Genomic DNA, 14,380 nt, shown 5'->3' on the forward strand with positions numbered 1-14,380 from the left:
GACGACCGCCGTCGCACCTGGAAGCTGCTCGGCGAGCTGTCGCAGGGCTGAGCGGGCCTCGTCGACGGGGCGCCCCTAGGTTCTTCCCGCCCTCTGGGGCGCTTCTTCGGCATGGAGCGCCTCCTCGCCCTCCGTGTCCAGGTGGGGCAGGAGGGGTCAACGGCAAGGTGCCCATCGAGAGCTACGTCCCGATGATGATGTTCGCCATCGTCTTCGGCCTCAGCATGGACTACGAGATCTTCCTGCTCTCCCGCGTCCGCGAGGCCTGGCTGCGCACCGGGGACTCCAAGGCCAGCGTCGCCCACGCCCTGGAGATCACCGCCCGGGTCATCACCTGCGCCGCACTCATCATGGTCAGCGTCTTCGCGGCCTTCATCGTCTCCGACAACATCGTCGTCAAGATGCTCGGCCTCGGCCTCGCCGCCAGCGTCCTCATCGACGCCACCGTGGTCCGCCTGCTGCTCGTGCCCGCCGTGATGACCCTCCTCGGCCGGCACGCCTGGTGGACCCCGGGCTGGCTGGACCGCCTCCTGCCCCACCTGGACACGGAGGGCGAGGAGGCGCTCCATGCCGAAGAAGCGCCCCAGAGGGCGGGAAGAACCTAGGGGCGCCCCGTCGACGAGGCCCGCTCAGCCCTGCGACAGCTCGCCGAGCAGCTTCCAGGTGCGACGGCGGTCGTCCTCGCCGCCCAGGTCCGTCGCCGTGAACACCACCTCCGTCGCCCCCGCCTCGCGATAGCGCCGTACCCCTTCGGCGACGGCCTCCTCGTCGCCGATCAGGGCCAGTTCGGCGGCCCGCTCGGCGCCCGAGAGCTCGATCACCCGCTGGTAGGAGGGAATCCGCTCGTACAGCGCGTGCGCCTCCGCCGCCTTCTCCCGTACCCCCTCGACGTCCGCCGTCACCACGCCCGGCACGAGCGCCACGATCCGGGGCGCGGGCCGGCCCGCCGCCTCCGCCGCCGCGGTCACGGCCGGGACGACGTGCTCGGCGAGAGCACGCGGACCCGCGAGGAACGGCAGGATGCCGTCGGCGAGTTCACCACTGACCCGCAGCGCCTGCGGGCCCATCGCGGCCACCAGGACCGGCACCGGCGGCCGGGCCCCCGGCACGGCCGCCGAGTACGGCGTCGTCGCGGTCAGCAGCTCGCCGTGGAAGTCGGCCTCACCGGTCTCCAGAAGCGGCCGCAGGGCGGTGAGGAACTCCCTGAGCAGCCCGATCGGCCGCTGGTACGGGAGGCCGAAGCCGGTCTCGGTCAGGTGCCGGGTGCCGAGGGCGAGCCCGAGGTGGTAGCGGCCGCCGGTGGCGGCCTGGGCGGTCTGCGCCTGGCTGGAGACGAGCAGCGGATGGCGGCCGAAGACCGGGATCGCGGACGTCCCCACCTGCAGCCCGGGCACCTCGCGCCCGACGATCGCGGCGAGCGAGGGCGAGTCGTACGCGAAGGACTGGCCGAACCACGCCGAGTGCAGGCCTGCGTCGGCCGCCTCCCTCGCGAGCTGCACCGTCTCGTCGATCGGGAGTTGCCGGGAGGTCGAGCTGAGCGTCACTCCAAGAGTCATGCACCGGGCAACCGGTGGTCACGGGGCCGGCATTCCCGTCCCCGTGTGAACAACATGTGACCCGCCGCGCCCCGTTGCGGGCCCGCACGGGCGTGGGCCCACGCCCGTACGGGGCACCGGCCGGCCCGGCGCGGGCCCGCACGGGGGCAGCGGTCCGGGGGGCTCAGGCCCGGCGGCCCGCGATCCAGCCCGTGAGTTCCGTCGGACGGTCGGTGATGACGCCGTCCACGCCGAGTTCGTCGAGGACCTTCCAGCGGGCCGCGCCGTTGACCGTCCACACGTTCACGGCGATGCCCGCCGCGTGCAGCTCGTCGACGGCGGACGGACGCACGGAGAGACCTTTGTCCGAGACGTTGTACGCGGCCAGGTGAAGGTCCTCGGCGACGGCGACCGGATCGGCGTCCAGGTTGTCGCGCAGCAGACCCAACGGCAGCTCCGGCGCCAGCTCGTGGGCGAGCCGCAGGGACGTGACGTCGAAGCTCTGGACGAAGACCCGGTCGGTCATGCCCTGGTCGCGGACCTCCTGCACGATCCGGGCCACCTCGGCCTCGGTCTGCCGGCCCTTGATCTCCAGGAGCAGATTGCCGCCGCGGGTCCGCAGGTCCGCCAACTGGGCGGCCAGGGTCGGGACGCGCGTGCCGGCGAAGACGGGGGCGAACCAGGAACCGGCGTCGAGGGCGTCCAGCTGGGCGGAGGTCAGGGAGCGGAGCGTGCCCGTCCCGTCGGTCGTCCGGTCGACGGTCGCGTCGTGGAGGATGTACGGCACGCCGTCCTTGCTGGGCTGGACGTCGTTCTCGATCCACTTGGCCCCGCCCCGCCGGGCCACCTCGTCGGAGACCAGGGTGTTCTCGGGCGCGGTGGACGAGGCGCCCCGGTGGGCGAACACGGTCAGCGGAGCCCCGGCCGCGCGGATCCAGCGGCCCGCCGGCTTGCCCGAAGGGGCGTGATGCGGCGCCGTCGGACCCGGCGTGTACGAGGCCGGCTCGGCGGACAGGGTGGGGGGAGCGGCGAGGACCAGGGCCGCGGCGAGCACCGCCGGGCCGTAACCGAAGCGCCTGCGGATCCGGGACCGGGGCGCGCGGGGCGGGAGGTGGTTCATGGACGCAGAGCTTAGGTACGGACGGTGGCCTCGCCGGGGCCCCACACCGGACGGGACGTGACGAGTCGACAAAACCTGGGCACCGGCGGGCACCGCGACATGCCACGACACGACACGACGTGCCGGGCAAGCCCCTTCGCCGAATCGTCCGGTCTGCGGCATCGTGGGGGGTGTGCCCGCAGCCGCGCCATCGGGGGACCACGGCCGGGCGTACGGAGTCAGGGGGACTCATCATGGACACCGGGACCGCACGGAGAACGGACGGCATCGCGGAGACGGCCGCACCGGGACGCCAGGAGCGCGGCAGGGGAGTGCTGGAAGGAGCGTTCGCGCTGCTCGACGCCCTGCGCCGGAACGGCGACGAGGCCGGAGTGACCGAACTCGCGCTCGCCTGCGGGGTGCCCAAGGGCAGCGTCCACCGGCTGCTCGACCAGCTGGTCGGCGTCGGCGCCGTCGAACGCAGGGGCAACCGCTACCGGGTCGGCCCGCAGCTCTACCGCCTCGGCCAGGCCTGGGAACCGCACCCCGGCCTGCGCCCCGCCGCCCGGCTGCCGCTCCAGCGCCTGCGGGCCACCACCGGCGCCAGCGTCGTTCTCGCCGTGCTGCGCGAGGACATGGCGATCACGGTGAGCTCGGTGCCCGGCGACCTGGAGCCGCTGCTCCCGGTACGGGACGGCATCGCGTTCCACCTCGACACCGCCGCGGGGAAGGCGCTGCGCGGGCACCGCCGGGGCGGGGCGGTGTTCGACCGCGAGGACGTGATGGAGGGAGTGTGCTGCGCCTCGCTGCCGGTCCGTGCCCCGGACGGCCGTACGGTCGCGGCGCTCGCCGGCATGGTCCCGGCGGGCCGCGGCCTCGACGCGCTCGCCCAGGCCGTCGCCGAGGCGGGGGCCGCCATCACCCGCACGCTGGCCCGGGGCGGCGGCCGGCGCAGACCGGTTCCGCCGGCCGCCCCCGTCCTGTAGACCCGCCGATTTCCGGGGCGCGTTCCGACCAGCGGAACGCGCGTAGAGCAGGGGCGGGCACGCCGGGCACAGTGGGTGTCGTGCCGGGGGGAAACGGCACACCGGGCCACCGGAGACGAGTGGACCGGAACCGACTGTCACGCGAGTGACCCGATGTGTCGGGGGACACACACCATGCGCAAGAACCGAGCCGCACGAATGGCCGCCACCGCCCTGCTCGGACTCGGCAGCCTCGGCGCCTTCGCCGGCACCGCGCACGCCGAGCCGATCGACTACGTGAAGATCGAGCTGTTCGAGCTGCACTGCCAGCAGAACAGCGAGGGCGACCACGACGAGGCCTACCTCAAGATCACCGACGCCAACGGCAACGCCGTCAAGGTCTGGCCCGGCAACGGCATCAAGTACCAGACGATGGGCACCGGTTACGTCCGCTCCATGGAGGACGGCAACGGCAACGCCGCGCTCATCCTCGGCAAGGAGCAGGCCCGCACCCTGACCCTGTGGGACTACGACTCCACCAGCAGCGACGACAAGCTGGGCGCCACGCTCGTCACCGGCAGCGAGGTCGGCGCCGAGACCCAGTGGCGCACGGTCGAGGGCTCCGGCGGCATCTACGTCATCGGCTACCGGGTCGTCGACATCTGACAGGTCCCCAGTGCGTGAGGAAGGGCCGTGCCGGACGTCCGGCACGGCCCTTCCTCCGTTCCGCGTCAGTCCCCGCCGGGCGCGTGCAGCTCGCCCGAGCGCGCCACCCGCGCGTACCAGCGGGCGCTGGACTTCGGCGTGCGCTCCAGGGTGTCGTAGTCCACCCGGACCGCGCCGAACCGCTTCGCGTAGCCGTACGCCCACTCGAAGTTGTCGAGCAGCGACCAGAGGAAGTAGCCGCGCACGTCCACCCCGTCCGACAGCGCCCGGTGCACCGCCTCCAGATGCGCGTGCACATAGGCGGCGCGCTCCGGGTCGTGCACCGAACCGTCCGGGCCGACCACGTCCTCGTACGCCGCCCCGTTCTCGCTGATCACCAGCGGGAGTTCGGGGTACGCGGCGGAGACCCGGGTCAGCAGGTCGTACAGCGCGCTCGGGTCGACCGCCCAGCCCATCGCCGTCGGCTCGCCCGGCGCCCGGTGGAAGGCGACCCGGTCCGCACCCGGCCACGGCGAGTGCTCGCTGTGCCCGTGGCCGTCGTCCTGCGGCTTCTCCGCACCCTCCGGGACATGCGAAACGACCGTCGGTGTGTAGTAGTTGATCGCAAGCAGGTCCAGCGGCTGGTTCGCCGTCGCCGTGTCGCCGTCCCGGGCGAAGGACCAGTCGGTCAGGTGCGCCGTGTCGGCGAGCAGGTCCTCCGGGTAGGCGCCCTCCAGCATCGGGCCCAGCCAGACCCGATTGCCGACGGCGTCGATGCGGCGGGCCGCGTCCAGGTCCTCGGCCGAAGCGGTCAGCGGCCTGATCTCGTGCAGGTTGAGCGAGACCGCGAGCTGCCGGTCCGCCGGCAGCGCGGCACGCAGCGCCTGGATCGCGAGGCCGTGCCCGAGGTTGAGGTGGTGGGCGGCGCGCAGTGCGGCCACCGGGTCGGTGCGGCCCGGGGCGTGCACCCCGGAGCCGTACCCCAGAAAGGCGCTGCACCAGGGCTCGTTGAGCGTCGTCCACCGCTTCACCCGGTCGCCGACGGCGTCGGCGACGATCCCCGCGTACTCGGCGAACCGCTCGGCGGTCGACCGCTCGGGCCAGCCGCCGGCGTCCTCCAACTCCTGCGGCAGATCCCAGTGGTAGAGGGTCAGGGCCGGCTCGACCCCGGCGGCGAGCAGCTCGTCGACGAGCCGCCGGTAGAAGTCGAGACCCCGCTGGACGGCCGGGCCCCGGCCGGTGGGCTGGACGCGGGACCAGGAGACGGAGAACCGGTAGGCGTTCAGGCCGAGTTCGGCCATGATCCCGACGTCCTCGCGGAACCGGTGGTAGTGGTCGACGGCCACGTCACCGGTGTGGCCGTCGAAGACCTTGCCGGGGGTGTGCGAGAAGGTGTCCCAGATGGAGGGCGTACGGCCGTCCTCCGCCGCCGCTCCCTCGATCTGGTACGCGGCGGTGGCCGTGCCCCACAGGAAGTCGGCGGGGAACGTGCGGACGGCGGTGAGCGGCCGGGTTTCGGGCGCGGTCATAGGAGAGGGCTCCCAACACGGGTACGGAGAAACGGAACAGGGGGTTCGTCGACTGTCGAAGGCTCAGCTCTTGACGGCACCGGCCGTGATGCCGCCGACGATGTGCTTGCCGAGGAAGGCGAAGACGAGCAGCAGCGGTACCGTGGAGATCAGGGCGCCGGTCAGCACCACGGCCTGGTTCACGCTGTGGTTGCCCGCGCCGAGGCCGGCGAGCGCCACCTGGAGGGTGGGGTTGCCGTCCGGGGTGAGCGCGATGAACGGCCAGAAGAAGTCGTTCCATGCCTGGACGAAGACCAGCATGCCGAGCACGGCCATCGCGGGCCTGGCCACCGGGAAGACCACGTGCCAGATGATCCGGAGGCTGTGCGCCCCGTCCATCCGGGCCGCCTCCACGAGCTCCACCGGCAGCGCCTCCACCAGGAACTGCCGCATGAAGAACACGCCGAAGGCGGCGACGAGCGAGGGCAGCACGACCGACTGGAGCTGGTCGAACCAGCCGAGGTCCGTGATGATCTGGTACAGCGGGATCACGCTGAGCTGCGGCGGGATCGTCATCGTGGCGACCACGAGCGAGAGCAGCGCGCCCCGGCCCCGGAAGGGCAGTTTGGCGAAGGCGAAGCCGGCCAGCGTCGAGAACAGCACGGTGGACAGGGCCACCAGGCTCGCCACCACGGTGGTGTTGACCAGGGCCTCGCCCATGTCGACCTGGTTCCAGGCGAAGGTCAGGTTGTCCAGGAGCCGCTTGCCGGGCAGCAGCGGCGCCGGGGCCTCCACGACCCGCTCGCCGGTGTGGGAGGCGGCGACCAGGTTCCAGTACAGCGGGAAGAGCGAGACGAACGCGGCGACGGAGAGCAGGACGTAGGTCAGCGGTCCCGCGTGGTGCTGGCGACCGGCCGACTGCCCGAAGCGGCGTACGGGAGCGGGTGTTTCGAGGGTGCGGGCCATGAGGTCATCCCCCCAGCTTCTTGCGGTTGTGGCGGGAGACGAGCGCCTGGACGCCGCCGATCAGGAGGAGGAGCAGGAGCATGACCCAGGCGATCGCGGAGGCCTGCCCGAGGGCGCCGGTCACCCAGCCCTTCTCGTACATCAGCAGGCTCAGCGTCTGGAACTGGTTGCCGCTGCCGCCGCTGATGCCGACGCTGCCGCCGTAGAGCATCGGTTCGCCGAACAGCTGGGTGGCGCCGATGGTGGAGACGATGACCGTGAAGAGGATCGTCGGCCGGATCGACGGAATGGTGACGCTGATGAACTGCCGCCACCGCGAGGCCCCGTCGAGCGAGGCCGCCTCGTACAGGTCCTGCGGCACGGCCTGCATCGCGGCCAGGTAGATCAGCGCGTTGTAGCCGGTCCAGCGCCAGGTGACGATCACCGAGATCGCGATCTGCGCCGGCCACTTGGACGACTCCCAGTCCACCGGGCCGATGCCGATCCAGTCGAGCAGGCCGTTGATCATCCCGTAGTCGGTGTTGAACAGCTGGGCGAAGACCAGGGTCGCCGCCGCGATCGAGGTGGCGTACGGGGCGAGGATCGCGACCCGGAAGAAGCCGCGGCCGCGGAGCCTGTAGTTGAGCAGGTGCGCCAGGCCCAGGGCCATGAGCAGCTGCGGGACGGTCGAGATCACCCCGATGGTGAAGGTGTTGAGAAGAGCGTTCCAGAAGAACTCGCTGGTCGCGAGGTCGGTGTAGTTCTCCAGGCCCTTCCACGTCGGATCGCCGCCGAGCTCGACCCGGTTCAGCGACAGCCAGCCCGTGTAGAGCAGCGGGAAGAGGCCGAAGGCCGCGAAGGTGAGGAAGAAGGGGGCGATGAAGACGTACGGGATCGCCTTGATGTCCCAGCGGTAGAGCCTGCTGCGCAGGCCGCCCGGGGAGGAGCGGCGGCGCCGGGAGCCGGGGGAGGAGGGCGGTGCGGCGGGCGGCAGGGAGTCGTCCCGCTCCGCCCGGACGGAGGTGGCCACGGGGGCGTCCTTCCAGGTCGATGCGTGCGGTGGTGCGGACGGTGCCGGTCCGCCGCCCGGCAGGCGGCGGCGGACCGGCGGACGCCCCCGCTACTGGTCGATCTTGTCGTCGACCAGCTTCTTGACGTTCTCCCAGGCCTTGGCCGGGTCGGTGCCGCGCTGCTCGATGTCGAGGATGCCGTTGTCGGTGAGGAAGGTCTTCACCTGGCCGTCGTAGCGGCTGATGGTGGCGGGGGTGATGCCGACCGCCGCGCTGGAGAAGATCTTGCCCACGGGGGTGTCGCCGAAGTACGGCAGCTTCGCCTCCTGGACCGCCGAGGAGAGGAGCGTGTCCTTGGACGAGGGGATGTTGCCGTTCACCGCGAACACCTTGGCGTGCTGCTCGGGGGCGGTCAGCCAGGCGGCGAGCTCGGCGGCCTCCTTGGTGTGCTTGCCGGCCTTCGGCACGGCGAGGAAGGAGCCGCCCCAGTTGCCGGCGACCGGCGGCGCGGCGATGTCCCACTTGCCCTTGTTCGCGGGACCCGCCTGGTCCTTGATGATGCCGGTCATCCAGCTCGGGCAGGCGACGGTGGCGAACTTCGAGTTCTTGAAGGCCGCGTTCCAGGTGCCCTTCTCGTCGAACTGGCGCAGCTTGGCGGTGAGTCCGCCCTGGGCCGCCTTCACGGCGGTCTCCCAGGCCTTCTTCACGCCGGGGCTGTTCTCCCAGTCGAGCTCGCCGCTCGCGTTGGCGTACTGCACGGGGTCGCTGGAGACGACGGCGTTGAAGAGGCCGCTCGCGGAGTCGTGGAAGGCGGTGCCTGCGGGCGCCGCCTTCTTGTACTTCTCGCCGGTCGCGAGGAACTTGGACCAGTCGCCGGCCCACAGCTTGCCGACCGCGTCGCGGTCGGTCGGCAGCTTGGCCTTGGCGAAGAGGTCCTTGTTGTAGCAGATGGCCATGGGGCCGATGTCGGTGCCGAGCCCGATGACCTTGCCGTCGGCCGTCGTCGCCTGCTTGACCTTCCAGTCGAGGAAGTCGCCGAGGTCCGCGCCGCCCTCCTTGCCCAGGTCGACCCACTTGTTCGCCATGGCCGTGCCGGTCGCCTCGGCGATGTAGCCCACCTCGACGGCCTGGATGTCGGCGACGCCGCTGTTCTGGGCGAGGCGAAGCTTCAGCGTGTCCCAGTACTTCTGGCCGTCGGAGACGTTCGACTCCTCGATCTTGATGTTCGGGTGGAGCCGCTCGTACTCGGCGTAGAGCTTGGCGCCGGTCTTGTTGTCGTAGCCGAAGGAACCGAAGGTCCCGATCCGCAGCGTGATCTTCCCGGAGCCCTGGCCGCTCGCGCCGCCCTTGCCGCCGTCGTCGTCGCTGCCGCAACCGGTGAGCAGGGTCGTGCCGGTCACGACGACGGCGACCGCGGCGATCGCCGCGCGGCGCCCGCGTCTGCTGCTGGAAGTGCGCATTCCACTCTCCTCGTCCAAAGGTGGTGCTCTTTGTGCGTCTTCTGTGTGCCAGGGGCCCGGTCGGCTGATCGCGGCTCGGCGGCGTCCGCCAGGACCTGATGCAAGGCTGTGCGCATCCCTGATGGGAGCGCTCCCACGTCGTTGCCGGAAGGTTGCTGCCTGGCGGGTGCGAGTGTCAAGACATGAACGCGGATTCGTTACCGGAAGGTTTTCCGGGGGTTTCGCGTGGCTCGGCGGCGCTCCGGGTCGTCATCTTCTGAACGCGGGTGCATGGCGCGGCGGGGCGGCCGTGAACTAGTGTGGGAGCGCTCCCATCGGATCCCGGGGTCCGTCCGGGCAGGTGAGCGGCGTGTTGTCCTACGAGGGGAGTTCGGGAGTCGTGAGCGGACGGCAGAGCGGCAGACCCACCCTGGAGCAGGTCGCGGCCAGGGCCGGCGTCGGCCGGGGCACGGTCTCCCGGGTGATCAACGGTTCCCCGCGGGTGAGCGAACAGGCCAGAACGGCCGTCGCCCGGGCCGTCGCCGAACTCGGCTACGTCCCCAACCAGGCCGCCCGCGCCCTGGCCGGCAGCCGCACCGACGCGATCGCGCTCGTCATCCCCGAGGCCGAGGCCCGGCTCTTCGCGGAACCGTACTTCCTCGACCTCATCCGCGGGGTGAGCGCCGAACTCGCCGACGGTGACAAGCAGTTGCTGCTCACCCTGGTCCGCAGTGAGCAGGAGCGGCAGCGCTTCGAGCAGTACCTCGCCGCCCAGCGCGTCGACGGGGTGCTGCTCGCCTCGGTCCACGGAGGCGACCCGCTGCCCGACCGCGTCAGGGGCCTCGGCCTCCCGGTCGTGATGAACGGTCGCCGCACGGAGGCCGAGCCCGTGCCGTACGTCGACTCCGACAACATCGGCGCCGGGCGGGCGGCCGTCGCCCACCTCGTGGCGCGCGGCCGGAGCCGTATCGCCACCGTCACCGGACCCCTCGACATGTACGTGGCCAGGGCGCGGCTCGGCGGCTACCGGGCCGGCCTCACGGAGGCCGGACTCCCGCCCGACGAGGGCCTCGTCTCGACCGGAGACTTCACCGAGGAGGGCGGCCGGCGCGCCACGCGGGAACTCCTGGACCGCAGGCCCGACCTGGACGCGGTCTTCGCCGCCTCCGACGTGATGGCGGCGGGTGCGCGCGGAGCGCTGCGGGAGGCGGGCCGCCGGGTGCCGGAGGACGTGGCCCTCGTCGGGGTCGACGACTCCCCGGTCGCGCGGCTGATGGACCCGCCGCTGACGAGCGTGCGGCAGCCCATCGAGGAGATGGGCCGCACGATGGCGCGGATGCTGCTCCGGGACATCACGGCGACCGGCCCCGAGGAGCCGCGCCGGCATGTCCTGCCCACGGAGCTGATCGTGCGGGAGTCGAGCTGAAGGGATGCGTCAGCGTCGTCGAAAGACCTGGAAACAACGAAATCCGAAGCTGTCAAGCTCCATAGAGGAGGAAAGCTGCTCTCAATCTCTATTTGATCAACCGAAATCGTGTTCTCCCCCTTGTGTATTTCCGGATGCTTGAGGAAGATCTCGTGCAACTGGCCGAAAGAAGACGGTCAGCCCCCACCCTTCCTTCTCCGGAGAGGCGCGACCGTTGAGCAACAGGCCCGGTACCGAGGGGAGCGGTGGTCTGCGGGCCGACGCCCTGGGCACGTTCGATTCCGTGGTGATGGCGATCGTGGGGTGCGGCCCGGCGTACACCGTGGCCGGAATCGTTCCCCTCGTCATCGCCGTCGCCGGCTTCGCCGCCCCCGCCGTCCTGCTGTACTGCGCGATCCCGATGGTGGGCATCGCCCTGGCCTTCCGTCACCTCGGACGGCTCGACGTCAACGCGGGCGCCTCGTACAGCTGGGTCGCCCGCTCGCTCCACCCCTTCCTCGGATTCCTGAGCGGCTGGGCCGTGGTCTGCTCGGCCACGGTCTTCCTCGTCTCCGCGACCGTGCCGGCCGGCGGCGCGACCCTCTCGCTCATCGACCCCGCCCTGGCCCGCGAGACCGGCCTCGCCACCGGCGTCGGCGTCGGCTGGTTCCTGCTGATGGCCCTGGTGGCCGTGCGCGGCAGCCGGATCAGCGGCCTCGCCCGTACCGTCCTCGGCGCCGTACAACTCGCCCTGCTGCTGGCCTTCGCCGTCGCCGGCCTGCTCGTGGACGAGAAGGCCGCCGCGTTCTCCCCCTCCTGGCTCGGCTTCACCCACTTCGACACCTCGCACACCTTCGTCGCGGGAGCCCTGATCGCCGGAGTCACCTACTGGGGCTGGGACGTCACCAGCAACCTCAGCGAGGAGACCCGAGACAGCCGGCGCGCCTCCGGCCTCGGCGGCCTGATCGGCGTCGTGCTCACGTGCACCGTCTTCGTGCTCTTCACGGTCTCCGCGATCTCCGTACTCGGGCCCGCCGCGATCGCGGACGACCCGGCCGGATACCTCTCCGCGCTCGGCGAGTCCATCTGGCCGGGCTGGGGCGGCCGGCTGCTCGCCCTGGCGGTGATGCTGTCGACCGTCGCCACGCTGGAGACCACCCTGATCCAGGCCACCCGGACGCTCTTCGCCATGGGCCGCGACCGCACGATGCCCCGCGCCTTCGGCCGCATCCACGCCGAGTGGCGGACCCCCTGGGTGGCCACCCTCACCGTGGCGTCCGTCGCGGTGGTGCTCATCGTCGCCTCCACGACGGCGGGATCGGGCTCGGAGTTCGTCGAGAACGCGGTCGGCGGCGTCGGCCTGCACATCGCGTTCTACTACGCGCTCGCCGGACTCTCCGTCGTCGTCGCCTACCGCAAGGTCCTGTTCAGGTCCCTGGGCAATCTGGTCTTCATCGGACTGTGGCCGCTCGGCGGAGCGCTCTTCATGGCCTGGATCTTCGCCCGGTCGCTCCCCGGACTCGGCGCGCAGGCGCTCGGCACCGGTCTCGTCGCCCTGGCGTTCGGGCTGCTGCCGGTGCTCGTCTCGTGGTTCCAGGGCAGTTCGTACTTCCGGCCGAGGCCGCTGTCCTCCCTGGCGGCGCACCCCGGACAGGCGGACGCCGGGGGCGAGTTCCACGCAGGTCCGGCACTGGACCCGGCGCTCACCGGATCCGCGCGGCGGGACGACGTCCTCTCCGACTTCTGACGGATCCCGCACCGCTTCCGACGGATCCGCACCGCTTCCGACGGATCCGAACCGACCGACCCGCGAGGAGCACGCCCATGTCAGCCTGGCTGCGCCGCAGTTCCGGAAGACCCAGCTACGACCGGACCTTCGGCGACCGCGCCCTCGCCGAAGGCTGCGAGGACATGCTGATGGGGCGCTGGGAGGGCGCCCGCGACCTGCTCGCGGAGCACCCCCGCGACGACTGGGACCGCCGCTCGCACCGCGTACGACTGCTCGCCGACTCCGCCGCCGGGCGGCGCACCGTGGACGTCTGGCACGCGTCCGAGCCCGGACACCCGGACGCCGCCGTGCTGCGCGCGGAGACCGAGGTGATGCGGATGTTCGGCGCCGCGCGCGCCGGTGCCCCTCCGTCGGCGGACAGCCTGGACCGGGTGGCGCGGCTCTGCCTCCAGGCGTCCGAGCTGGCCCCCGTCGACCCGCAGCCCTGGGTCTCGCTGGTCTCCCTCGGCCGGCTGTACGAGGGCGGGCACCCGGACATGGGGTACTGGTGGAAGGAGCTCCTGGCCCGGGACCCGTACCACCGCGAAGGCCATCACCAGGCGCTGCGCCATCTCTCCGCCCGCTGGCACGGGTCCCACGGACAGGCGGCCAACTTCGCCTGGGACGTGGTGGCTTACGTGCCGGCCGGCTCACCGCTCGCGGTGCTGCCGCTGGTGGCGCGCTCGGAGGAGTACCGCTACCGGGTGGAGGTGGAGGGCCGCACCGCCGTCGGTCTGACGTATCACTGGAACAGCGAGGCCGCCAAGCGGGATCTCCGCGTCGTCCTGGAGAAGTGGATCGGTGCCCGGACGGCGGAATACGCGCAGGACGTCGCCGACCTCAACCAGCTGGCCCACGGCCTGGTCCGCGCGGGCATGAAGCGGGAGGCGGCCGACGTCTTCCGGACGCTGGGCAACCGGGCGACCCGGGTGCCGTGGTCGTACGCCGGCGACCCGGAGCAGCTGTTCGTCTTCTGGCGCGACGAGGCGCTCGCCGCCTCCTCGTAGATCACGTAGATCACGTAGATCACACCCACGATCACGTCCACTCGGGCGGCACGCGTGCCGACGCGACGACCCCACGGGATCCGGATCCCGTGGGGTCGTCGGCACGCGTGCCGCGGCGGGTGTTACAGCGCCGGGTAGGCGTTCTTCAGGAGCTCCTGGAACTGGGCCGAGAACCACTGGCCCGCGAGCGGGGCGTCCGGCAGCGCGCCCGACATGCTGTTCCCGTTGCGCACGTTGCCCGTGTACGTCGGGTCGCACATGCGGTCGAAGCCCTTGCCCTCATTGTTCGGGATCTCCTTGGAGGCGCCGTCGGACTCGCCCGGGGGCTTCATCCAGACGTACGCGTCGATGCCCGCGGCCGGAGCCGCCTGGGGTCGCTCGCCGAGACCCGCTCCGGACTGGTTGCACCAGTTGCCGGGGTTGATGCGCCGGTCGTAGCGGCCGCCGTTCACGTACGTGTCGACGCTGGTCGTCGCGCCCGGTCCGGTGGGCCGCGCGGTGCCGCCCCAGCCGTTGCGTGAGGTGTCGATCAGCATGCCGAGGTTGGGGTCGAAGCCGATCGAGACGAGCTTGGCGCGCATGGCCTGGGCGTACGACAGCTCGTCGGTGTAGCGGTTCCAGTCGACCCACTTGGACTGGCGCACGGAGACGCCGTTCACCGTGTCGTCGATGGTGAAGTGGTCCTCCTTCAGGGCGCTGTAGTTGGCGGTGTTGACGATGAAGCCGTGGACGTTGGAGAGGGTCGATCCCTCCGCCGTGGCGGCCTGCTTGAAGAGCTCGGCGGAGGGGCCGAAGTTGTCGTCCCAGCCCAGCCAGCCGTGGTGGCCGGCGTCGAGGTAGTTGTANNCGACGCCGGTGATGTAGTTGCCGTTCGCCTTCATGACGTCGCAGTTGGCGGTGGCCGTGGGACGCCCGGAGACGTTGGTGACCAGGTTGGGCAGCGAGTCGAGCTCGACCGTGGTGACGATCCGCAGGCCCGCGTACTTGGAGTCGGCGAGGATCGCGGCGATCGGGTCGATGTACTCGGTCTTGTAGCGGCCGATCTCCGTCGGGC

12 protein-coding genes and 1 pseudogene are annotated in these 14,380 nt (G+C 71.5%); 6 read left to right on the forward strand and 7 right to left on the reverse strand.

The features are described from left to right. Window positions 1–140: 140 nt before the first annotated feature. A pseudogene (locus CCN56_RS16710) lies at window positions 141–605 on the forward strand (MMPL family transporter); the annotation flags it as partial. Between the two features lie 24 nt (window positions 606–629). Here the strand turns inward: CCN56_RS16710 and CCN56_RS16715 are convergent. Both CCN56_RS16715 and CCN56_RS16720 read right to left on the reverse strand, forming a co-directional pair. After that, window positions 630–1,556, reverse strand: a complete 927-nt coding sequence (locus CCN56_RS16715) for an LLM class F420-dependent oxidoreductase (protein ID WP_086827700.1) — start codon at window positions 1,554–1,556, stop codon at window positions 630–632. A gap of 163 nt (window positions 1,557–1,719) precedes the next feature. After that, window positions 1,720–2,655, reverse strand: a complete 936-nt coding sequence (locus CCN56_RS16720) for a glycerophosphodiester phosphodiesterase family protein (protein WP_256961998.1) — start codon at window positions 2,653–2,655, stop codon at window positions 1,720–1,722. A 233-nt stretch (window positions 2,656–2,888) separates the two neighbouring features. Here CCN56_RS16720 and CCN56_RS16725 point away from each other — a divergent pair, with 233 nt between their 5' ends. Beyond that, window positions 2,889–3,620: an IclR family transcriptional regulator gene (locus CCN56_RS16725; RefSeq protein ID WP_086827702.1), complete on the forward strand. Its 732-nt coding sequence runs from the start codon at window positions 2,889–2,891 to the stop codon at window positions 3,618–3,620. A 174-nt stretch (window positions 3,621–3,794) separates the two neighbouring features. Beyond that, on the forward strand, window positions 3,795–4,265 hold the full coding sequence (locus CCN56_RS16730; protein WP_086827703.1) for a hypothetical protein: 471 nt from the start codon (window positions 3,795–3,797) through the stop codon (window positions 4,263–4,265). Between the two features lie 65 nt (window positions 4,266–4,330). Here the strand turns inward: CCN56_RS16730 and CCN56_RS16735 are convergent, their stop codons facing one another. From CCN56_RS16735 to CCN56_RS16750, 4 genes are all read right to left on the reverse strand, one after another. Next, window positions 4,331–5,773 carry a GH1 family beta-glucosidase gene (locus CCN56_RS16735; protein ID WP_086827705.1) on the reverse strand — a complete coding sequence of 481 codons (1,443 nt, stop codon included), beginning with the start codon at window positions 5,771–5,773 and terminating at the stop codon, window positions 4,331–4,333. 63 nt (window positions 5,774–5,836) lie between these two features. Then, window positions 5,837–6,718: a carbohydrate ABC transporter permease gene (locus CCN56_RS16740; protein ID WP_086827707.1), complete on the reverse strand. Its 882-nt coding sequence runs from the start codon at window positions 6,716–6,718 to the stop codon at window positions 5,837–5,839. 4 nt (window positions 6,719–6,722) lie between these two features. Continuing rightward, complete coding sequence (locus tag CCN56_RS16745) at window positions 6,723–7,727, reverse strand: carbohydrate ABC transporter permease (RefSeq protein WP_086827709.1); 1,005 nt, start codon at window positions 7,725–7,727, stop codon at window positions 6,723–6,725. Window positions 7,728–7,817: 90 nt separating this feature from the next. Further along, window positions 7,818–9,167 carry an ABC transporter substrate-binding protein gene (locus tag CCN56_RS16750; protein WP_086827711.1) on the reverse strand — a complete coding sequence of 450 codons (1,350 nt, stop codon included), beginning with the start codon at window positions 9,165–9,167 and terminating at the stop codon, window positions 7,818–7,820. A 379-nt stretch (window positions 9,168–9,546) separates the two neighbouring features. On the opposite strand from CCN56_RS16750, the gene CCN56_RS16755 reads away from it, so the two are divergent. From CCN56_RS16755 to CCN56_RS16765, 3 genes are all read left to right on the forward strand, one after another. Beyond that, window positions 9,547–10,572, forward strand: a complete 1,026-nt coding sequence (locus tag CCN56_RS16755) for a LacI family DNA-binding transcriptional regulator (RefSeq protein ID WP_086827713.1) — start codon at window positions 9,547–9,549, stop codon at window positions 10,570–10,572. A gap of 214 nt (window positions 10,573–10,786) precedes the next feature. Further along, window positions 10,787–12,298 (forward strand): APC family permease, encoded by a 1,512-nt coding sequence (locus CCN56_RS16760; RefSeq protein WP_256961999.1) that lies wholly within the window; start codon window positions 10,787–10,789, stop codon window positions 12,296–12,298. A 77-nt stretch (window positions 12,299–12,375) separates the two neighbouring features. Beyond that, complete coding sequence (locus CCN56_RS16765; RefSeq protein WP_086827715.1) at window positions 12,376–13,326, forward strand: hypothetical protein; 951 nt, start codon at window positions 12,376–12,378, stop codon at window positions 13,324–13,326. 122 nt (window positions 13,327–13,448) lie between these two features. On the opposite strand, the gene CCN56_RS16770 is transcribed toward CCN56_RS16765, so the two are convergent. Continuing rightward, window positions 13,449–14,380, reverse strand: a 932-nt coding sequence (locus CCN56_RS16770) for a glycoside hydrolase family 6 protein (RefSeq protein ID WP_086827717.1), incomplete at its 5' end; no start/stop codon positions are given.

Source organism: Streptomyces sp. NRRL B-24572 (genome assembly GCF_002156145.1).
GTDB classification, from domain to species: Bacteria; Actinomycetota; Actinomycetes; order Streptomycetales; family Streptomycetaceae; genus Streptomyces; species Streptomyces vietnamensis.